Annotated in this window: 19 protein-coding genes; 12 read left to right on the forward strand and 7 right to left on the reverse strand. The window is 44.1% G+C overall.

Annotated features, from left to right (window positions below):
• Positions 1–21: 21 nt before the first annotated feature.
• From NSS67_RS16355 to NSS67_RS16365, 3 genes are all read left to right on the forward strand, one after another.
• Complete coding sequence (locus NSS67_RS16355) at positions 22–561, forward strand: isochorismatase family cysteine hydrolase (RefSeq protein ID WP_339314305.1); 540 nt, start codon at positions 22–24, stop codon at positions 559–561.
• 52 nt (positions 562–613) lie between these two features.
• Positions 614–2,065: a nicotinate phosphoribosyltransferase gene (locus NSS67_RS16360; protein ID WP_339314307.1), complete on the forward strand. Its 1,452-nt coding sequence runs from the start codon at positions 614–616 to the stop codon at positions 2,063–2,065.
• 98 nt (positions 2,066–2,163) lie between these two features.
• Positions 2,164–2,850: a DUF6273 domain-containing protein gene (locus NSS67_RS16365; RefSeq protein ID WP_339314309.1), complete on the forward strand. Its 687-nt coding sequence runs from the start codon at positions 2,164–2,166 to the stop codon at positions 2,848–2,850.
• 104 nt (positions 2,851–2,954) lie between these two features.
• On the opposite strand, the gene NSS67_RS16370 is transcribed toward NSS67_RS16365, so the two are convergent.
• A complete protein-coding gene (locus NSS67_RS16370; protein ID WP_339314311.1) occupies positions 2,955–4,307 on the reverse strand; it encodes an amino acid permease in 1,353 nt (450 codons plus the stop codon).
• A gap of 322 nt (positions 4,308–4,629) precedes the next feature.
• Here NSS67_RS16370 and NSS67_RS16375 point away from each other — a divergent pair, with 322 nt between their 5' ends.
• The 4 genes from NSS67_RS16375 to NSS67_RS16390 all read left to right on the forward strand — a co-directional run bounded on the left by NSS67_RS16375 (position 4,630) and on the right by NSS67_RS16390 (position 9,752).
• Positions 4,630–5,640 (forward strand): 2-oxoacid:acceptor oxidoreductase family protein, encoded by a 1,011-nt coding sequence (locus NSS67_RS16375; RefSeq protein ID WP_339314313.1) that lies wholly within the window; start codon positions 4,630–4,632, stop codon positions 5,638–5,640.
• Positions 5,641–5,665: 25 nt separating this feature from the next.
• Positions 5,666–7,972 (forward strand): thiamine pyrophosphate-dependent enzyme, encoded by a 2,307-nt coding sequence (locus NSS67_RS16380; protein WP_339314315.1) that lies wholly within the window; start codon positions 5,666–5,668, stop codon positions 7,970–7,972.
• A 587-nt stretch (positions 7,973–8,559) separates the two neighbouring features.
• Positions 8,560–8,877, forward strand: a complete 318-nt coding sequence (locus tag NSS67_RS16385) for a transposase (RefSeq protein WP_339314317.1) — start codon at positions 8,560–8,562, stop codon at positions 8,875–8,877.
• Positions 8,878–8,888: 11 nt separating this feature from the next.
• Positions 8,889–9,752, forward strand: coding sequence for an IS3 family transposase (locus tag NSS67_RS16390; RefSeq protein WP_339320618.1), 864 nt, complete (start codon positions 8,889–8,891; stop codon positions 9,750–9,752).
• A gap of 350 nt (positions 9,753–10,102) precedes the next feature.
• Here NSS67_RS16390 and NSS67_RS16395 read toward each other — a convergent pair whose 3' ends face one another.
• Positions 10,103–10,315 carry a hypothetical protein gene (locus NSS67_RS16395; protein ID WP_339314319.1) on the reverse strand — a complete coding sequence of 71 codons (213 nt, stop codon included), beginning with the start codon at positions 10,313–10,315 and terminating at the stop codon, positions 10,103–10,105.
• Positions 10,316–10,413: 98 nt separating this feature from the next.
• Positions 10,414–10,932 (reverse strand): MogA/MoaB family molybdenum cofactor biosynthesis protein, encoded by a 519-nt coding sequence (locus tag NSS67_RS16400; RefSeq protein WP_339320619.1) that lies wholly within the window; start codon positions 10,930–10,932, stop codon positions 10,414–10,416.
• A gap of 167 nt (positions 10,933–11,099) precedes the next feature.
• Here NSS67_RS16400 and NSS67_RS16405 point away from each other — a divergent pair, with 167 nt between their 5' ends.
• The 3 genes from NSS67_RS16405 to NSS67_RS16415 all read left to right on the forward strand — a co-directional run bounded on the left by NSS67_RS16405 (position 11,100) and on the right by NSS67_RS16415 (position 13,304).
• The gene (locus NSS67_RS16405) at positions 11,100–12,125 is read left to right on the forward strand and encodes a GTP-binding protein (protein WP_339314321.1); all 1,026 of its coding nucleotides are present in this window, start codon (positions 11,100–11,102) and stop codon (positions 12,123–12,125) included.
• Positions 12,126–12,219: 94 nt separating this feature from the next.
• Positions 12,220–12,567 carry a four-helix bundle copper-binding protein gene (locus NSS67_RS16410; protein WP_339314323.1) on the forward strand — a complete coding sequence of 116 codons (348 nt, stop codon included), beginning with the start codon at positions 12,220–12,222 and terminating at the stop codon, positions 12,565–12,567.
• A 272-nt stretch (positions 12,568–12,839) separates the two neighbouring features.
• Positions 12,840–13,304: a hypothetical protein gene (locus NSS67_RS16415; protein WP_339314325.1), complete on the forward strand. Its 465-nt coding sequence runs from the start codon at positions 12,840–12,842 to the stop codon at positions 13,302–13,304.
• On the opposite strand, the gene NSS67_RS16420 is transcribed toward NSS67_RS16415, so the two are convergent.
• The 3 genes from NSS67_RS16420 to NSS67_RS16430 all read right to left on the reverse strand — a co-directional run bounded on the left by NSS67_RS16420 (position 13,296) and on the right by NSS67_RS16430 (position 18,530).
• On the reverse strand, positions 13,296–14,534 hold the full coding sequence (locus tag NSS67_RS16420; protein ID WP_339314327.1) for a winged helix DNA-binding domain-containing protein: 1,239 nt from the start codon (positions 14,532–14,534) through the stop codon (positions 13,296–13,298). The genes NSS67_RS16415 and NSS67_RS16420 overlap by 9 nt on opposite strands.
• A 107-nt stretch (positions 14,535–14,641) precedes the next feature.
• The gene (locus NSS67_RS16425) at positions 14,642–16,735 is read right to left on the reverse strand and encodes an ABC transporter ATP-binding protein (protein ID WP_339314329.1); all 2,094 of its coding nucleotides are present in this window, start codon (positions 16,733–16,735) and stop codon (positions 14,642–14,644) included.
• Between the two features lie 46 nt (positions 16,736–16,781).
• Entirely contained in the window at positions 16,782–18,530 is a 1,749-nt protein-coding gene (locus tag NSS67_RS16430) for an ABC transporter transmembrane domain-containing protein (RefSeq protein ID WP_339314331.1), read from the reverse strand.
• A gap of 548 nt (positions 18,531–19,078) precedes the next feature.
• Here NSS67_RS16430 and NSS67_RS16435 point away from each other — a divergent pair.
• Positions 19,079–19,396: a HesB/YadR/YfhF family protein gene (locus tag NSS67_RS16435; protein WP_339314333.1), complete on the forward strand. Its 318-nt coding sequence runs from the start codon at positions 19,079–19,081 to the stop codon at positions 19,394–19,396.
• A gap of 75 nt (positions 19,397–19,471) precedes the next feature.
• On the opposite strand, the gene NSS67_RS16440 is transcribed toward NSS67_RS16435, so the two are convergent.
• Positions 19,472–19,987 (reverse strand): ADP-heptose synthase, encoded by a 516-nt coding sequence (locus NSS67_RS16440; protein WP_339314334.1) that lies wholly within the window; start codon positions 19,985–19,987, stop codon positions 19,472–19,474.
• Between the two features lie 125 nt (positions 19,988–20,112).
• Between NSS67_RS16440 and NSS67_RS16445 the strand changes: the two genes are divergently transcribed.
• A complete protein-coding gene (locus NSS67_RS16445; RefSeq protein ID WP_339314336.1) occupies positions 20,113–21,861 on the forward strand; it encodes an ABC transporter ATP-binding protein in 1,749 nt (582 codons plus the stop codon).
• The last annotated feature ends 124 nt before the right edge of the window (positions 21,862–21,985 follow it).

A 21,985-nucleotide genomic window follows, 5' to 3' on the forward strand; every position in this document is an offset into this window, starting at 1 on the left:
TCAGGAGAGGGGATTAATCTCATGAGAGCACTTATTGTGATTGACTTTACCAATGATTTTGTAGACGGAAATTTGCCGGTTGGTCAGCCAGCCGTAGATATCGAGCCTAGAATCAGCTCATTAACGTCCGAGTTTGTCCAGAATGGCGATTATGTCGTTATGGCCGTGGATTTGCATGAAGAGAATGATCCTTACCATCCAGAGAGCAAACTATTTCCTCCTCATAATGTGCGCGGGAATGTGGGTCGTGAGCTGTTCGGAAGTTTAAAATCTGTGTATGAGAACAATCAGGATTCCATCTATTGGATGGACAAAACACGCTATAGCGCCTTTAGTGGAACTGATCTGGAGATCAAGCTGCGTGAGCGCGGCATTACTGAACTTCATCTGGTGGGAGTCTGCACAGATATTTGTGTACTGCACACGGCAGTGGATGCATATAACAAAGGGTTTGCTATTACTGTGCACGAAGATGCGGTTGCCAGCTTCAATCAGGATGGACACACTTGGGCATTAGGACATTTCCGGGGAAGTTTAGGAGCAGACGTTGTTAAGGCATAATACTATAACAGAACATACACATATAGCAGCGTAGATATTAGGAGATGAGGACTTGAGAAGAGAACTTGCGCTACATACGGATAAATATCAAATCAATATGATGTACGCTCATTGGGTGAATGGTAGCCATAAACGAAAAGCCGTATTTGAAGCTTATTTCCGTAAGCTACCTTTTGGTAACGGTTATGCCGTGTTCGCAGGCTTAGAGCGTATTGTTGGTTATATCGGCGGTTTGCGGTTTACCGAAGACGATATCCGTTATTTATCGGAGCAAGAAGAGAACTACGCTCCCGCTTTTCTGGAGGAACTGCTACAGTTTCATTTTCAGGGAACGGTTTATTCGATGAAAGAAGGAGCGTTGATTTTTCCGGATGAGCCATTAATCCGTGTGGAAGGGACGATTATGGAGGCTCAGCTGGTGGAGACAGCCATTCTGAACTTCATGAATTACCAGACTCTGATCGCTACCAAGGCTTCAAGAATCAAGCAGGTGGCCCCAAATGATATCTTACTGGAGTTCGGTACCCGACGTGCGCAAGAAGCTGATGCAGCGGTGTGGGGGGCTAGAGCGGCCTATATAGGCGGATTTGATGCAACCTCTAACATGCTAGCGGGTAAAATGTTTAGTATCCCGACGAAGGGAACACATGCACATTCCTGGGTTCAGAGCTTTAGCAGTGAGCAGGAGGCTTTTGATGCCTATGCCAAGGTGATGCCGAATGAAGTTACGCTATTAGTCGACACCTTCGATACACTTCGCAGTGGGGTGCCTAATGCGATCAATACAGCCAAGAAGCTTGAAGCACAAGGTAAAAAAATGGTCGGGATCCGGTTGGATAGCGGCGACTTAGCTTATCTATCCCGTCAAGCGCGTAAAATGTTGGATGATGCTGGTCTAGATTATGTGAAGATTGTCGCTTCCAATGATTTGGATGAGAACACGATCATGGATCTGAAGTTGCAAGGCGCAGCTATCGATACTTGGGGCGTGGGGACACAATTAATAACCGCTTCAGATCAACCCTCTTTGGGTGGCGTCTATAAGCTGGTGGAAATTGAGTCTGCTACTGGAGAAATGATCCCGACAATCAAAATTTCCTCCAACCCTGAGAAAGTATCCACTCCTGGTAAGAAGGACGTATTCCGGATTATCGGCAAAAATGGCAAAGCACTTGCAGATTATATCTGCTTCCCAGAAGAGGAATCCCCACGCAATGGTGCGCGGTTGAAGCTGTTTAATCCGCTGCATCCATACATGCATAAATATGTTGAACGCTATGAAGCACTGCCAATGCTGGAACCGATTTACGTTAACGGATTCCAGGTGTATACCTTACCGGATTTGAATGAAGTCCGCCGCTATCATCGGGAGCAAAAGGATTTATTCTGGCCGGAATATCAACGTAAGCTGAATCCAGAGGTATACCGGGTGAATTTGAGTGAAAAGGTTTGGACTAGCAAGCAGCAGTTGATCGCTGAACATATGCAGCCGGATATTGAATAGGTTTTGCAGGATTATATAGGTCAACGGTGTGAGCGCGGGAGAACGATGTTCCCGCGTTTTTTGTTTTCCAGAGGCAAGTAAATTAGGAGGTGAACTGAATGGAAAATGGTAAGCTTGCTTTTACACCGAACCGGAACATCAAGCCCGGCGAAATCATTACTTACGGCACGTATCCACAGTCAAAGGAAGGTAAAGAGCTACCGATTGAATGGCGTGTTCTCCAAAATTCTGGTGGTGAACTGTTTCTTTTGAGTGAGTATATATTGGATTGCAAGAGGTATCAAGGTAAGAGCGTAGATATTAAATGGCGTGATTGCGTGGATATTACGTGGCAAGACTGTGATTTGCGTCAGTGGTTGAACGATGAATTCTATAATACCGCATTTAATGCCGCCGAGAAGGAATGTATAAAGACTACTCATTGCACAGACAACGGAGAGGGCAGCCCGGATACAGAGGACAACGTTTTTTTGCTTAGTGTTGATGAGATAAAGGCATTCTCTGAGATTCACGGTAAAGATCTTCTGCGTGCCGTTGGCACGGACTTTGCCAAAACGAAAAAGTCCGATGGATGCAGCTTATACGTATATGATAAAACGGATAAAGATAACTATATAATCAAAGACGGCGAAGAAATTGGATGCTCTTGGTGGTGGCTACGAACTCAGGGAAACAAACTTTCGCGTGCATTTTTTGTCGGACCGAGCTGTAGTATTCGCAGCTATGCGAATGTAAGTGTAGCCCGTGATGGCGTGCGTCCTGCTTTAGTAATTAATCTTCCATGATAAAGGAAAACCGACCTTGAATGGCAACAATAAAAAGAGGTGTTTCCCTCTCTTCGCTAATGTGAAGAACAAGGGAACACCTCTTTTTTATAAATCGATCCGAGCTAAATGCTTCCGGTCTTCTTTTTGAATTTTACGAATGACCAGATCGTAAGTATTACCACAACTGCCAGACATGAGCCTATACTGATGCGGTTTTGAGTATCGAACAGGAAGGAAATCGCGATAACCGCTAAGCAGACAAGTGTCAGAACGGTTATATAAGGGAATCCCCATACCTTAAAGGTCGCTTCTTTCGGGTAGGACTTTCTCAATTTAAGCTGTGACATACAGATACTGATCCAGACTAGTAAAACCACAAAGCCTGGAACCGCCATCAGCACACGGAACAGTCCATCCTGAGCGAAGTACGCTAACATAGAACCGATAAGAAGAACAACGGCGCAGAGCTTCAAACTGTTAATGGGTACGCCTTTTGAAGAAGTTTTTGCCAAGCTGCGAGGTGCTTCACCCTGAGAGGCCATTGAGTGTAGCATCCGAGTGGCACCATAAATACCAGAATTGGCAGCAGAGAGTACCGCTGTGATCAGTATGAAGTTCATGATGTGATCGGCACCCTTGAGTCCTGTTGCGGCTAACACCTGAACAAACGGGCTGGTATGATCATTCAGCTGATTCCAGGGAATCAAGCCACAGATGACTAAGATCGGCAAGGAATAGAACAGAATAACGCGCAGAATGAAGCTTTTGACAACCTTAGGTAAGACCTTCTCTGCATCCTTTGTCTCCGTCAAAGTTAGTCCAATTAACTCCGATCCACCGTATGAGAACATTACGACGAGAAGGGCAGAGAAGATCGGGGCCCATCCCCGTGGGAGGAATCCGCCATAATCCGTAAAGTTGTGTAAGTAAGGAGTAGCCTCAGTCATGGGCAACAGTCCAAATATTAATGAGGTTCCCAAAACAATAAAGATGATGATCATTGCAATCTTGATTCCGGCTAACCAAAATTCAGTTTCCCCGTAACCGGCTACACTCATCATATTGATGCCAATAATTAAAGCACCACATGCTAGACTAAGCAGCCATAATGGAACATCCGGTAGCCAGTATTGCAAGAAGCTTCCTGCCGCCAGCACTTCAATTACACAGACGGTCAACCACATGAAGCAATATAACCAACCCACGATAAAGGAGAGACGTTCTCCAAAAGCCTCACGAATGAAGTCCTTCATGTTTCTGTTTGGGTACACTGTAGCCATTTCGGCTATTGCTCCCATAACTACCAAGAGTAGTAAGCCTGCCAATACATAGGTAAGAATAACCCCAGGTCCAGCAAGACTTATTGTCTCAGAACTTCCTTTAAAAATCCCCGTACCGATTACTCCGCCCATCGCCATAAAGCTGATATGCCGTGGAAGCAATTTTTTCTGTAATGATGCTTCGTTTGACTTCACGATTAATGCCTCCTAGACTATGTTCAAAAAAATACACCAAGCATCAGTTTATCCTGAAATGGACTAGTTGAAAAGTAAAAATAACACACATTTTTTTGAAAACGGGTGACTTTTCACTGGAGTGTGATATTTATCATGCAGAATGTGATGAATTTAACATCTTAATTTTTAATTTTATTGCTAAATAAAAGTAGCTGAATAAGCTTAGGTAACACATGGAAAATGCAAGATTTGTCACTTCGCAACTTGCAAAATCAAGATACAATCGTTGAAAAAGTCAAAAGGATATTATACTGATGACATTTTGAAAGGGGCTATGTCGGTGGTACAGTTACCAAAAGTGAACGAACTCGGATTTTTTGAGATTCGTCTGGAATCAATTGGAGGGCTAGGCGCGAACTTAGCTGGTAAAATGCTTGCAGAAGCGGGCGTTGTCGGTGCTGGAATGAATGGAGTGAGCTTTTCATCCTATGGTTCTGAGAAGAAGGGATCAGCGGTAAAAGCGCATATCCGTTTTTGTGATTTGAACACGCATATTCGTGACACTTCACCAGTAGAACGACCTCATGTCGTAGGAATATTCCATGAAGCGTTGGCAAAGACCGTCAACGTGACTAGCGGAATTTATGATCATAGCACCGTGCTAGTGAACTCGGCTAAGACGCCAGAGGAATTGAAGTCCTCCCTGAATATGATGGCAGGAACCATAGCGGTTGTTGATGCCACATCGATCGCATTAGATGAGAAGAACCGCGTAAATATGGCGATGTTAGGTGCGTTGTTCCGGATGTGTGATTTCTTAGATCCTGAAATAATGAAGGGTGTTATTGAGAAATCTCTGGGCAAAAAATATCCGCAGGCTGTTCAATCAGCATTAACTACTTTTGAACGTGGATTTAATGAAGTTACTTTCATGCATTTTCCTTTGCCAGAAGGTGCGATGATGCCTGAGTTCGTTCGGTCCGATATTTCGGCCTTAGGTTATGAAACGCAGCCTATCGGTGGTACCATTACGAACCCTGGAAGTAGCTTTTTAAAGAATCTTAGTATTTCACGATCCGGTTTGTTGCCTCATTTTAAATTAGATGATTGTATTCATTGTGCGCAATGCGATACGGTATGTCCTGATTTATGTTTTGTTTGGGATGAGCAGCCTGATAAGAAGGGACGCCCGCAAATGTTCCTGCAAGGGATTGATTATCAATACTGCAAGGGCTGTTTGAAATGCGTAGAAGCCTGTCCGACAACTGCCTTGTCTAGTGAACGTGAGGAAGATGGCTACGCAGAGAGTCATACGGTCCGGCATATTTTTGATCTCGTTACCCAAGCTTAATTTAACGGAGGAAGGTGGAACACACGTGGCTATAGATTATGAAAAAGAAGTAAGCTCTACGAAGGTTGAGCAGAAATTCCTATATGAATCCGGCAATGAAATGGCAGCTTATGCTGCTCACCAGATTAATTATCATGTCATGGGTTATTTTCCGATCTCCCCATCAACAGAAGTGGCACAATTTCTTGATACAATGAAAGCCAGTGGACAGCATGATATTATGCTCATTCCATCAGATGGTGAACATAGTTCTGCTGGTATCTGTTATGGAGCTTCGACGGCTGGTGGACGTGTATTTAATGCTACCAGTGCCCAGGGTTATATGTTCATGTTAGAGCAATTGCCTGTACAAGCGGGTACACGCATGCCTATGGTTATGAATTTGATCTGTCGCTCGATCTCCGGTCCGCTTAATATTCATGGGGATCATTCTGATTTATATTTTGCGCTAAATACGGGCTGGCCGATTCTGATGTGCCGTGATCCACAATCTGTTTATGATATGAACCTGATGGCATTAAAGCTTGCTGAGCACGCCAAAGTGCGTCTTCCAGTAATGGTAGCTTCAGATGGTTATTTCACCTCTCACCAGAAGCGCCGTGTACAGGCATTTACTCACCGTGAGGATGTTCATAAATTTGTTGGGCCACAACCTCCAGCAGGCTTTACGGATACACTGGATCGCAATAATCCGGTCACCGTAGGTCCATACATGAACGAACCTGACTATATCAATAACCGTTATCAGCAGTCAGTAGCGATGTATAATGCTGGTGAAGTCTTCGAAGAAATCGCTAAAGAATTCGCTGAATTGACCGGACGCCACTATCCAATGATCGAAGAGTATCGGATGGAAGATGCGGAAGTAGCCGTATTCTTGATGAACTCTGCCTCAGAGATCATTAAGGATGTAGTGGATCAGCTTCGTAAGCAAGGGATCAAAGCAGGTTCAATTTCACCAAATATGATTCGTCCTTTCCCACAAAAGCAAATGGCTGAAGCACTGAAAAATGTGAAAGCAATCACCGTAGGCGACCGCGCGGATTCGGTTGGTGGTCACGGCGGTAATATGGTTAATGAAATCAAGGCAGCCTTGTTCACTTATGGCAACACTACTACAAAGGTCATTAGCCGTATTTACGGGTTAGGTGGTAAGGACTTCTATGCAGAAGATGGTCATGCGTTCTTCCAATTAGCCTTGGATGCCGTTGCTGCAGACCGTGTTGAAGTTCCGTTTGACTACTATGGCCATAATCCAGGTACACCGGATAAAGCGCCACAGCGTCTTTTGAAGCCGATGGACTTTGATTCGCTGAAGACTGGTTTAATTACGGTTAAACAAGATGAAGTAACCGGCAAATTAAGTGTGCGGATACCCCCACTGCGCAGCTTGACGAAGAAACCTAAACGGCTGGCACCGGGCCATGGCGCATGTCCAGGCTGTGGGATTTTCTCAGGACTGGAGACTTTCTTCAAAGGCATTGAAGGAGATATCGTAGCGCTTTACCACACAGGTTGTGCGATGGTAACGACTACGGGATATCCATATTCTTCTCATAAATCTACGTTTATTCATAACCTGTTCCAAAATGGTGCGGCTACCTTATCTGGTGTCGTAGAAATGTTCTGGGAACGCAAACGTCGTGGTGAGCTAGATGGACTTGGACTTCGAGATGATTTTACATTTGTAATGGTTACTGGTGATGGTGGTATGGACATCGGAATGGGGCCAGCGATTGGGGCTGCACTGCGCGGTCACAAAATGATTATCGTAGAGTACGATAACGAAGGTTACATGAATACTGGTGCTCAGCAATCCTATTCCACACCATTGGGTCACCGGACTTCTACATCCAGTATTGGTAAGAATCAGCAAGGAAAAGCTACTCAGCATAAAGATACTGCTCAGATCATGGCAGCTACAAATATTCCTTATGTCTTCACTGGTTCAGAAGCTTACCCGCAGGACCTCGTGAAGAAAGCGGCAAAAGCGCAGTGGTACGCACAAAACGAAGGATTGGTTTATGGTAAAATCCTGATCGCTTGCCCATTGAACTGGATGTCTGAAGATAAGGAAGGCACCAACATCGTCTCGCTGGCGGTTGAATCTTGCTTCTTCCCGCTGTATGAAGTGGAGCACGGCTCTACGAATATCACGTACAATCCAGAAGACAAAGGCAAACGCGTTGAGCTCTCGGCATGGCTGAAGACGATGGGCAAGACCCGTCATTTACTGAAGCCGGAGAATGAGCCAGCTTTACGCAGCTTCGAGGCAGAAGTTGAGCGTCGCTGGAATCGTTTGAAAGCGAAACATGAGCATCCTGATTTGTAAATTGCAATACAACAAACCCGGCAGATTCTTCTGTCGGGTTTGTTGTATATATTGGAAGAGGGAAGGGATTTACAATTGAATCAGATATTAACGTTGTACTCCTGACGGCAGCAAATCATTTAAGAGATAAGAATCCAAAGTCAGAATCCAAAGTAAGAGCTACCCGTAGACGATCCACATGTAGCGTTTAGTAGATGGGTTCTCCAACATAGAAATATAGCTATTAAAGATTTAGATTGGTTATGGTATGAAGCACCGTTAAATTACACTATTATTGGCGAATTAATCGTCCCGATCCATTGGTTACTCTTAGCCCGGTTTTGGTAGGGTTATAATCTGATCTAAACGCCAAACCACGAATGATTAGGGAAATATTTGCGCGTACAATGATGATATCGGACACAGATGACCTTAAACGCAACTTTTTCCCACATTTCAATTCTTAACGGACCCCAAAGCAGCTATTAGCATGAAAAACAACAAAAAAGAGTACTTTTCTAAGGAATAGAGTCACTGGTGGAGTTAGAATTAAAAGTGGACACCAGTTAACAGACTGACCGATAATGAGCCCACGGAGGTGTGTTCACATGGGAGAACATCGACAACGGTATAACGAAGAATTCAAGAAACAGACGGTGCAATTCATTCAAGATCAAACGAAGACGGTAGGTGACTTGGCCGAAGAGCTCAACATCCCTAAAAGTACTCTTCATCAATGGATGAGCCAATACCGAGAACTGAAGAATGAACCGGTAGCCAGCAGGGATCGAGTACGAGAACTTGAGGCGCAGTTGAAAGAAATGAGTCGCCAACTTCAAGAAAAAGATAATAAGATCGCTGATGTGGAAGAAGAATTAGCGATCGTAAAAAAAGCAGTGCACATCTTCAGCAAACCAAGGAACTAAGATTCCAGTTTATTGAAAAGCATCGCTCCGAGTTCCACTTGGAGAAGATGTGCATGTCTCTACAGGTGTCAAGGAGCGGATACTACAAGTGGCGGTTAGAAAAAACCAATACACAAAAGCTTCGTAGGACTGCCATAATGAAGCGAATTCAGTATCATTTTGCGGATCATCATAAGCGGTATGGGAGTCCGAAGATCACCGTCCTGTTACATCAAGAAGGCTACACCATTACCGAGCGTACTGTAAGCGTGTATATGCGACAAATGAAGCTTCGTTCCGTTGTGTGTAAAACGTATCGCGTGCAAACTACCGACTCCAATCATGACCACCCGATCGCTCCGAACACTTTAAACCAACAATTTAAGATCCTTAAACCCAACAAAGTATGGGTCACGGATATTACCTATATTCCTTGCCGAGGTGGACGCTTGTATCTAGCCAGTGTAATGGATCTTTGTACGCGTGAAATTGTAGGGTGGCGTCTGGAGAACCATATGGAAACTAGCCTGGTTTTGGGTGCCTTGCAAGATGCTTACGCAGCCAAACGACCCAAAAAGGGCCTATTGCATCACTCCGACCGAGGTTCTCAATATACTTCTCATGAATACGCTAAGCAATTGAAGGAATACGGCATGGAATCCAGCATGAGCCGCAGAGGCAACTGTTACGATAACGCCTGTATCGAGTCATGGCACAGCATTTTGAAGAAGGAACTTATCTATTGCAATCCACGCTTCAAAACCAAGGAGCAAGCCTACCAGGCGCTTTTTCAATACATTGAGTTTTACTATAACCGCAAGCGAATGCATGGTGCGCTGGGGTATCTTTCCCCCGTTCGTTTTGCTGAGCAATTTACTGGAAAATCTGTTTCGTGACTGTCCACTTTCTTGACAGAGGTCCATGGAGTCCGCAACTCATCAAAAAAGGCTGAAAACTAGCGAATAACGTCAACTGGGTCCGAATGATTGATAGGAGAAGGCTGCAATCATCCTTATTCCGTGAAAAAGAGAGTATACGGACCGTCCGTACAGAGATTCCATTTTGGAAGCATGCGTTTAGATTATCATCTTCAGTGTGCCACTTTCGCGTAAAATTCTCAAAATCACAGGGTGAATGGTCCATATTATTAAATGTTTCCTACAAAAAAAGCGAGAGAAGTCCAGTGCATTTAGCACGGTTCTTTCTCTCACTTATAGAAGACTTTTAATAGCGGCGTGAAGTAGAGTTATCTTCTGCCTCTAGGCATCATGGAATTATCGCACATCACATCTTTAACAGAATAAGTGTAGCAGTGACGAGGTACTGGTACACAATGATGGCGTCTCACGATTTCCACAGGGTGAATAACATTCACAACTTGAGGATGGTAGTAATCTTGATAAACCACTTTTGGTGGGTCAGTAACGGTTTGATCCGGGCATTTTGGACATTCAGGCATTTCCTTCAGCTCCTTTGTGTGTGGACTTACCGTATTATACGCACAGAACAAAAGCCTGATTGGTTGTTTGTCTATTGTATAAAAAATTGGGTATTTGTTTATCGTTTGTAAATTTCACGCATGACATGGCGAAGTTCTGGGATAATTAACCGTTCCATGGCCAGTTTAACGGCTCCAGTTGAGCCAGGCATAGAAAAGATTGCGGTCTTACCCATTGTGCCAGCGATGGCCCGACTAAGAATAGCGGCTGAACCAATGTCCTCTGTGAAGCTTAGCATCCGAAAAATCTCACCAAAGCCAGGTAGTGTTTTATCTAGCAAAGAGGCAACAGCTTCATAGGTCGTATCCCGTGGAGAAATCCCTGTTCCACCAGTCAGTAATACGGCTTCTATTCCGTCATGGTCGACGCATTTATACAGTAGCTCACGGATATCTTGATAATTGTCTTTAATAATGGTGCTGCCCATCACTTCATACCCAGCTTCTTCGAGCATTGATTTAATCAAAGCTCCGCCGGTATCTGTTTCTGTGGTTCTGGTGTCTGAGACGGTAATGATATAGCAGGAAACGGTTTGTGGTGCTTCTTTCCGATGTTCTTCAACGGATGACAAATGGATCAGCTCCTAAATTAGAGATGTTATCATGATAGAGTATGACTGAAGTAAAGACAAGCTGACTTAATACTCATTGAATGCAGCTTGAAATTTGGATGCCGCTTGCGTGCATCGCGCGCATGTAGTACACTCGCTACACATAACCGTAATTTGCTGGGGAGCGATGAAACATGGAACAGGTCGTACCTGTGTATATATTGTCTGGATTTCTGGGAAGCGGCAAAACAACGTTGCTGCAGCGTTTACTAGATCATTGGAAAAATCAGGGCTTACGCCCTGCAGTAGTCATGAATGAGCTGGGTGAAGTGAATTTAGATGGGTTGCTAGTTGAGCAAACTGTCCCTATGGCAGAACTGCTTGGTGGATGCATATGCTGTTCTATCCGCAGTGATCTTAGTACAGAGCTGGCTACACTGATCAAGAAGGAATCACCAGATGTCGTAGTGATTGAGGCAACGGGTGCTGCGAACCCGCTTGAAATTGTAGATGGAGTAACCGAGATTTCTTTATATCAAAAAGTAGAACTGAAAAGCCTGATCACCGTCGTTGACGCGGCGCATCTTCTTGAACTGTATCGCGCGCAGCAAGGTGCAACTTATCGCTTAATGCAGGAGCAGATTCGCTGCGCTTCTGTCTTGTTATTAAATAAAGTCGACCGTGTAACCGCTGAAGAGGTGGAAGAGGTTACCGCTGTACTGCGGAAATGGAATGCTTATGCACCCATCCTCCCAACTGAGCGTTGTGAGGTGGAAATAGAGGAGCTGCTGCGTAATGCAGGTGGAGTTCTTAAGGATGAACAACTGGAAGAGGTTGAAGACGTAAATGAGATCTCGATGTATGATGAAGATGAACAACCTACAGGTGGCACACATGCTACCCACGATCATGTCATGGCGTATACACATTACTTCAAACGTCCGGTAAACAGTGAGGAATTCGAACTGTTCGTTAAGGAACTGCCGCGTGATGTTTATAGAGCTAAAGGGATCGTGACCTTTAATGACACCTCCAGCCGGTTTCTTTTCCAATATGCCTATCGTGAAGCTGATTTTATGAAAATCACACCGCAGGGCGAAGTGCCAGACGTTGCCGTATTTATCGGTGAACATTTCTCATCAAGTGAACTGCGCACTAGGTTGCTTGAGATGGAGGGACGTATCTTTGTTCGTCCTAGTGCAATTAAAAGAAGTCTATAATCAGATCTCCTTGTCAGAAGTTGTAATGGTTCATTCCTAATCTTGTAGGTTAATAGTATCGCATACCCTATAAAAATACAGGAGGTTTAAGGCTATGACCCGAATTCAATATCAGGAGTGCATTGACGCTTGTTTAGAAAGTATGAATGCCTGTAATTATAGCTATGTCTCAAGCCTAAAAGAATATGATCTTGCTTCTCTGCGTGAAAGCATGCGGCTAGATCGTGAATGTGCGGATATTTGCTCTTATGCCATACAAGCGATGACTCGCCAAAGTCCGTTTGTTTCCGGAATTCTCCGACTGTGTGCCGAAATTTGTGAAGCCTGTGCAGATGAAAGCAGCAAGCATATACATACACATTGTCAGGAATGTATTGATGCCTGCCGTAGATGTGCTGAGGCGTGCCGTTTGATTAGCGATGCGGTTAAGGTATACGCGTAAGGTTGTATATCCTAACTACCTATATAACAAGCAAATGACCAGACCATTGCTGTGGATCCACAGCAATGGTCTGTTTTCTTTTTAGCACGCTCGAGCTTATAGTCTCAATAGATCTTAGCTTTGCTAGATATAATTTCTATTCTAGAAGAGGAAATTTATAGGGAACTGGAGAATTAACAGTAGATGTGAAAGGGAACACATACTTCTGCGAGTTACCTGGATGAAATCAGTTTATTATAGCTCTGGCAGAGCTACCGAAGTGGAGGGGAAAGATGAAGCATACACAAGTACCAGAGAGTGAACAATCGAAGGAGTTATTTGCGTATTTTGGATTAGCAGTCTATTATGGTCAAGCCCTAGAACAGCAGTTGACCAATTTGTTATTGCTCACCAAATTATCACAAGGGAAAACGCCCACGGAAGCAGATCTGACAGATTTGTATCAGCGAAAACTCAGCAATTCACTCGGTCAACTCATCAAAGAAATCCAGCATCACTTTCCTTTCTCGGAGCAAGAAACCGCTCAGCTAGAAGAAGTGTGGAAACAGCGCAATCATATCGTTCACGATTATTTCAAAGAACGGATACAAGAAACGTTCACCCCGGCTGGAAGGGCTAAAATGATCGAGGAGTTAAAACGATTCAAAAATAAAGCTAGAAGACTAGAGATCAAGTTACAAGGCTATTGTACAGAAATGTTCACGAAGCTTGGGTTAGAAGAGGAGACTTTATTCTAATAATCCTTCTAATCCGCAAGCTGTTACAACCTCCGGTCTAAAATGAATCTTAGAAGCTCTAACACAGCGTGAGAGTGCAGATAGAGCTTCGCCTAATGCCGGAACCATCTCTGGCGTTAGGCTCTCACCCGGTTCCCACCACCAATTCACAATATTCAATGTTTTGTTCTTCTTATCCATTATCGGTTCCAATCTCCCGATAAAACGATCATTATATAGTAATGGCAGTACATAATAGCCATATTCTCGTTCCAAGGCAGGTTTATAGACTTCCCAGCGGTAATGAAATCCAAATAACTGTCGGATCAGCTCTCGATCCCATATCAAGTTATCCAGAGGAGCTATTACAGCTGCAAACGAATAACTTGAATGAGCCTCATCTTCTTCAGACTCCTGCTGTATTACAGCTTCTAAAGTTGGTGCGTCCATGCTACGGATGTAAAGTGGTAGCTTAATACCCTCTACTAGAACTTCTCTGAGACTGTCCGCCATTAACAGCCTTTGAATCGCTGCAGTCTTCTCCTTACTCTTCAGGCCAGAAATCCCAAGCCATCCGTCTCCGGATTTATTCCATAATAGTCCGATGCTGCCTATTCTCCGCAACACATACCATTCGTGAAATTGTTCATCAGTGAAGTTAGGGTCTTCAGTGTTTAATAGGTTATGAGGAAGCAGACGTTCAGTGAAATCGTAATACCGGCGGGTATGAACACGATGATGAACGACTAGTTCACCCCAAAAGTACATACTTTCCAAAGCGGCCCGCGTTAATCTAGCCGGAGCCCAAGCCCAATCCACCTTGTCTTTCCCTTCCAAATCCAGAGAAGAGAGGGGACCACGCCTAACTAACTCTTCACGAACCTGTTCTACAGTAGCCATTACAAGCTCATTGGTTTGGTGGTACGAGGCAGATGCATCTCTTCTCCGTTTAAAATAAGGCCGATCTTCAGTACAATAAATGGACATGTTTTTGTCCCAGCCATCCAATAGCAGCCTGTCTTTATACAGAAGCTCTTGAACAAGTTCCGGTGTGAATCCGGGAATCCGTGCTTGGAGGACAAGCTCATGATTATGGCCGGCAATGTTAAGCGGGTCATATTGGATGCAGCCTACGTGACGAACATAATCATAAATGCTAAGTTTACCTGCAGGCATAGCGCTCTTTGTTAACTTCTGGTGAGTCAGGAGAAACAGTCGAGCTTGCTTCTTGGTTATAGTATATGTATGCATCAGATTCCACCTTCACATTAATGTATTATTTTACATTTTACAGAACAAACGTTCTAATATCAAGTATAGAAAAACCCTGAACCACAAGATGTGACTCAGGGCATAAATTACATTTTCTCTAACGACGGCTGCAAGCTGCCGATCGAGGAACGGAAGGGGGCACCAGTACCAGTATTATTGTCTATACTGTTAGCGCCAGCGCCTACTTGAAGCTGATACATCCGGAAGTATCTACCGCCAAGTGCCATCAGCTCATCGTGGCTACCGCGTTCTACGATCTCTCCGTGATGCAGAACTAGAATCTGATCTGCACTGCGAATCGTGGATAGACGGTGCGCGATGATAAAAGTGGTGCGACCTTTTTTAAGAACTTCTAGTGCATCTTGAATGACGCTTTCTGTCTCCGTATCGATATTGGAGGTTGCTTCATCAAGAATCAGGATAGCTGGGTCGAAGGAGAGCGCTCTTGCAAAAGAAATCAATTGCCGCTGACCTGCAGACAAGGTGCTACCTTTTTCTATAACGGGCTCATCAAAACCTTGTGGAAGGTGAGCCAGCAATTTATCTGCTCCGACTTCCTGCAAGGCCCGTTCTACCCGTTCGCGTGAGATTCGTTCATCCCCTAGACTGACATTAGAAGCAATAGTGCCAGTGAAGAGGTAAGGGTCTTGAAGAACGATCCCCATGTGATTGCGCAGCCACTGCTTAGGAATATCTGTAACCTTCTGGCCGTCAATCGTAATTTCCCCTTTTTGCGGATCATAGAACCGGAATAGCAGATTAATGATGGAGCTTTTTCCGGAACCGGTGTGACCCACCAGAGCAACAGTTTCACCCGGGCGTGCTTCAAAGGAAATATCGCGAAGGACGAAGTCTTTTTTATAAGCAAAAGATACGTTCTTAAACTCCACTTTTCCTTTATAGCGCGGCATGGTACCGTCGGTAACATTCTCCCCAGGCTCATCCATAAGCGTAAACACACGACCCGCAGACACCATAGAAGTGTCGAGGTTTGCGAGCTGATTCACCATACCAGTAATCGGTTGGAACAAACGTCCGAGTACATCGACGAAGGCGTACAGAACACCTAATGATACAAATGTGGAACCCGAAATACTGCCATGTCCGAAATACCAAAGCACCATTACAAAAGAGAGACTGCGCAGTGAGTTCACCAAGTTGTGGGAGGTGAAGGCATTCAGATTCAGCATTTTATTCTGATATTTCAAGTAGTCATCGTTCAGATTCTCAAATTCTTCACCAAGCTGCTTCTGACGGCGGAATATACGAACGATTGACATGCCTTGAATTGATTCATTAATGATCGCGTTGATCTCACTCAGACGTGAGCGGATGATCGTATTATATTTTGTAGCGATTTTGCGATAAAGCACGATCCAAAGAATTAGAATCGGAATGATGAACAAGCTGATCAAACCTAGCCGAACGTCGAGCAAGAACAAGGCAATATATACGCCTGTAATATTTATAATACCGGTACTGAAATTGGAGAGAACGGCTATAAATAGATCCTTAATCGCCTCGGTATCATTGGTTACGCGGGATACTACCTTACCTGCTGGCAAGTTGTCAAAAAAGTAAACCGGAAGTCGCTGGATATGTGCGTATACATCAGTTCTTAGTTTTCGGATCACCTGATTCGCCGAAGATTGTAGCCAATAGGTTTTACCGAATTCCGCAAAGATCGAGATCACTAGGAATATAGCGTACAAACCGACCAGCTGATAAATACCAGGAAGTTCAGGTTTGTAAAAAGCGAACAGCTCATCTGCTGAAAGTTTAACCGCAGGGTAGATGGCTTCATCTTGACCGCGCGTGATATGCATTTCACCATTACTGAACTTTCGCTCACCATCGGACTGTGTTACGGGTGCATTAATAAAGTAGAAACTTCTTCCTTCTTGCAGAATACGAATTTCTTGACCTTTAGCTTCCCCAGGATCAAAACGGTCTCCACGTTTGTAATAAGTGTTGTTATACTGGACCGCCTCATCAGGAGACGTAGTACTAAAATAAGGCTTTTCGATAGCCAGCATGTGATTGTCAATCATGCTTTTGGCGATAAATGGACCTGCCAGCTCTGCCGCTACCCCGATGGAGAGGAGTAGAAGAGCTGCGATAAAGGTTTTTTTTGCGGTCAATGCGTATTCAAGCAGGCGTTTGCCTGTACTCTTTGTCAACGGTGACACCTCCTAAAAGTTTTGCATAGTCATAGCTAGTATGTTTTTAATCATTCGATAAATTATTCTCTACCTGCTGCCTGTCATACTGCTCACGGTACCAGCCATTCATATCCAGTAGTTCCTGATGCGTGCCGCGCTCAACGATATGTCCGTTGTCGAGTACTACGATTATGTCGGCATGTTGAACAGCAGAGAGACGGTGCGTAGAGATCAATGTAGTCTTTCCTGCACGCTCTTGGCGAATATTCTCAATAATCTGAGCTTCAGTACGAGCATCAACTGCAGATAAGGCATCGTCCAGAATAAGTACATCCGGATTTGCGATAAATGCTCTAGATAGGGATACACGTTGTTTTTGTCCACCGGATAAGGATACTCCACGTTCACCAACCAAGGTATCTAGACCATCGGATAATGTTCCTAAGTCGTTTTGGAAGGCGGCAGCCGTGATGGCTTTCATGATCGTATCGTCGTCCGCGTTATCAAGACCAAATTGAATATTTTGACGTACAGATTTGGAGAACAGAATCTGTTCTTGAGGAACATACCCCATCCAGCTATGCAGTTGATCCAATGAAATCTGTTGAATGGGAACACCAGAAATAAGGATCTCACCATTACCTGTTGGATATTCACGTAGCAGCTGTTTGAGAAGTGTTGATTTACCGCTTCCCGTACGGCCAACTACACCTAGTGTTTGCCCTTGGTCCAAGGACAAACTGACATTGGTAAGATTGTCAATTGTCGATGAAGGATAACGGAAGGTCACATCGTTAAGTTCAATTCGAGTAGGGTTTGCAACATGAACCGGGTTTGCAGCACTCTGAACATCTGCTTTGGAGTTTAGCGTCTCATCAATACGTTCGAGAGATGCACCACCGCGTTGCATGATGTTAATGAGCTCTCCAATGGCAAACATCGGCCATACAATCATACCGAGGTACATGTTGAAGGAGACAAGGTCACCTAGTGTGATCTGATTACGGAACACAAGATAAATCCCATAGGTAAGACCGATAATGTAGCTGAGCCCTACGCAGAACCGAATGGTCGGTTCGAAGAAGGCATCGACACGAGCGACGGCCATGTTCTTGTTGTATACATCTTCTGTAATATCCGAGAATCGTTTCTCATCAAGTCGCTCTTGAACATAAGCACGAATTACTCGCACACCAGAGACAGATTCGAGAACCTGATCATTCATATCTCCGAACGCGTCTTGTGCTAAGCTGTACCGATCATGAATAGCTTTACCATAAAAAATCATAGCTATTGCAATTAGTGGCAATGGTAATACTGCTGCGAGGGTCAGCTTCCAGCTGACGAGAAAACCCATCGCGAACAGTACAACTGTTAGGTAGATAGTGGAATCCACAAGTGTGAGCATCCCGAACCCAACGGTAGCTGAGACAGCTCTGATATCATTGGTTGCCCGGGCCATCAGGTCGCCGGTTCTATTGCGTTCGAAAAACGATGGGGTCATGGTCATCAAATGATTCATAAATCTCGAGCGCAGCAGGCGCTCTACGAGGTTGGAGCCTCCGAATAATTTGTGCATCCATATGTAGGTAATCCAATAAATGACTAGCAGTAATATAAGGATCATGCCGATATACTTGGCTAGTGATGCTGTAGTAATTGAACCGCGTACTATGTCGTCAATGGCATTGCCTAACAGACGAGGAGGGAATAGTTCTAAAACACCAACACCAATAAGTAAGATAAGGCCAATCAGGTAACGCCTTTTTTCTCGACGAAAGAACCAGCCGAGATTGCGGAGAACGGAGAACAAGTAAATCCCTTCCTTTCGGGTTGTAATAATAGCTGTGACGTTGGTAAAAAAGCGCAAGTGGTTAGCTCTACAGCCAAGAAAAAACGACGTTATCGTCCTTCAAAGATGACAACCGACAAAAAAGGCATATCATCCGAAAACGGACGATATGCCTGTAATTAACAGCTATCATGCGCACGGTGCTATACAGCACCAGGCATGTGAGAGACCTTCAAGAACTAAAGTTATACGATCAATTACACTCGCAGGGAACTTCAGGATGGTTTCACCACTTGGGCTGCTTCGGTATTCGGTTGAATGAAAATTCCAACAATAGTAAAATGATATGGTTGTAACTTCGTAAACACCGCGCTCACCCCTTTCATTGATTTAATCAGAAATTTTGGTAATAACTAGTAGACGGTTTGTTCTGTTCAGAGTTTATCACTCGCTTTGCAAAGTTGTCAAATTAATTTTTGAGAAGCTCGTGAAAACATTAAATTGCGTAAAGGTGTTTGAATATCGATTCATTTTCAGTATGATTAGACTATACAAAGGAGCTGAGAGAGATGAACATGGAAATTAGTCAAGCAGCGGCAGCTTGGTTTAAAAGAGAACTGGACCTTAAGGATGGAGACTATATTCGTTTGTTTCCCCGTTATAGCTCAGGAGGCGGACTTCACCCTGGCTTCTCATTGGGTATCGCAACAGAGGCACCTGGACGTCCTACAATTCAAGTTGAACAAGATGGCATTGTCTTCTACATGGAGGAGCAGGACTTATGGTATATGGAAGGCTATGGTTTAACTATTGTGTATTCAGAGGCAGAGGATGACATTGAATATAAGTATGAACCCGAGTCGGTGCCTGACGAAGTACAGGTATAAATGTCTTAATTTTATTTTTAACTGATGATGAAAAGCCCTTGCCAAAAGGCAGGGGCTTTTTCTACTTCGATGTAATCAGTGCGAATTGCGAAACGTGTCTTCTTCCAATGCAAAGTCGAAGTCGTCAATGTCGTATACCTGAACAGGGACTCCGCCCTCAATAATGCGTTGGATCAGTTCGAATTGATCGGTAAGAATAGGTACCTTCTCACGTTGAGAGGACAATAAGAGCTCCGTTTCGATGGGATCGAACGTTTCCCCATAGACTGCGGTATCCATGCTGTTGATGATTGTAATCTTTGATTGTCCACCGAGCAGAATACCAGAGCTTTTTGCCCAAGGCACAGCTAAACAGCGGTTGATTTTCTTAGCATTAAGTGGTTCTTCGAAATAAGCAATGAGCTCACTAATTTTGAGTTTGACATGCTTATCATCATCTGGACGGTTCATTAACGGATCATCACTATCCCGCAGCTCGTATAATTCCATCACGGTAGTATAAGGTACTATATATTCTACAGGGCTACTCGAAATGAGAAGCTGGCCGTAAATCGCCATCATGACGGCTTCCGTCACAAATTGTCTAGACATCGTTATCCTCCTGAAGTTCGGGTACTGCTATCGTACTTATGGACTTAAAAATATAAAAACACTGTAGAGCGCAAAAGTCAACTGTACTTAGCAAATCAGTAAAAGAGAAAGGACAGAATATTCCTGTGAAGCAATGGAAATCATATTTTACTTTTGTACGCCCTTATATGAAATTGATTGTATTTACGCTCCTTATAGGTATGATCAAGTTCAGCATCCCGTTGACACTGCCTATGATTCTGAAATACGTAGTAGATGACCTGTTGATGAACCCTACCATGAGCGTAGAGGAGCGGGTATCTCAATTGATGCTCATCCTCGGAGGCGCTTTTATTTTATTCGTAATCGTGAGGGGGCCGGTGGAGTATTTCCGTCAGTATTTTGCCCAGCTGATTACAAGCAAGGTATTGTTCGACATGCGGAATAAGCTATACAGTCACTTACAACGGCTGTCACTACGGTATTATCAGAATACAAAAGTAGGCGAAGCGATTTCGAGATTTATAAATGATGTGGAACAGACCAAAAATTTAGTAGAAGTCGGTATGATGAATGTATGGCTGGATTTATTTACGCTAGTGTTTGCGCTCGGTTTTATGTTCTATTTGAATCCGGTGCTGGCGCTAGTATCTATCGCTGTACTGCCTTTTTACGCCTTCGCGGTAAGTAAATTGTATAAACGACTTAAGGTGTTAACCAAAGACCGTTCACAAGCTCTGGCGGGCATTCAAGGCTATCTTCATGAACGGATTCAAGGCATATCGATCATTCGCAGCTTTACCATGGAAAAAGTGGATCAGAAGCAGTTTGAGGATATCAACGGTAACTTTCTCAAAAAAGCGATGGCTCAAACCCGCTGGAACGCGATCACCTTCGCTATTATCAACACACTAACGGATATTGCACCACTGCTAGTCATCGGATATGGTGGTTATCAAGTGATTTACGGTAATTTGACGGTAGGAACCTTTGTTGCATTCTTTGGCTATCTTGACCGAATGTATGCGCCGTTGCGGCGATTGATTAATTCCTCTACAGTGCTCACTCAAGCCTCGGCTTCTCTTGAACGGGTGCTTGAGCTGTTGGATGAGCCTTATGATATTGTGGATAAACCGGGAGCAAGACCTCTGACTAATGCACGAGGTGAAATAGATTTTCATAATGTATGGTTCAAATATAATGAAGAGAACGATTGGGTACTGAAAAATATTAATTTAAGTATCAAACCTGGACAGACCGTCGCTTTTGTCGGAATGAGTGGTGGTGGGAAGTCCTCTCTCATAAGCTTGATCCCGCGATTCTATGACATCAGCAAGGGAAGCCTCCGGATGGATGGTCAGGATATACGGGATTTGACGCAAGATAGTTTGCGAAAAGCCGTCGGAATGGTGCTTCAAGATAATTTCTTATTTAGTGGATCTGTACGAGATAATATCCGATTCGGTAATCCTGATGCATCGGAAGAGGAAGTCCTCTCGGCCGCGAAGGCTGCCAATGCGCATGATTTTATTGAGCAGCTGCCGCAAGGCTATAACACTGAGGTGGGAGAACGTGGGGTAAAGCTGTCTGGAGGACAGAAGCAGCGGGTAGCAATTGCTAGGGTGTTTCTTAAAGACCCGAAGGTTCTTATCCTAGACGAAGCTACATCAGCGCTGGATCTGGAATCAGAGCATTTAATTCAACAAGCGCTGCAATCTCTCTCGTCGGAACGTACTACACTAATTGTCGCACATAGATTGTCTACGATTACACATGCGGATCAGATCGTGGTGCTTGAAAACGGTGAAATCACAGAGAGTGGTACCCACGAAGGACTGATGGCATTAGATGGTAGTTATGCGAGATTGTTTAACGTACAGCATTTGGACATATGATATGTTGTAACGTACTATAAATTACTTTGGTGGTCTTCTCGGGAGAGAAGGCCATTTTTTTTAAACTCATTTGAGTCTTTTTGAATATCACGCGCGTCTAAAAAATATAAGCAACCTGAAAGGT

The sequence above is a fragment of the Paenibacillus sp. FSL R10-2734 genome (genome assembly GCF_037963865.1).
In the GTDB taxonomy this organism is placed as follows: domain Bacteria; phylum Bacillota; class Bacilli; order Paenibacillales; family Paenibacillaceae; genus Paenibacillus_AQ.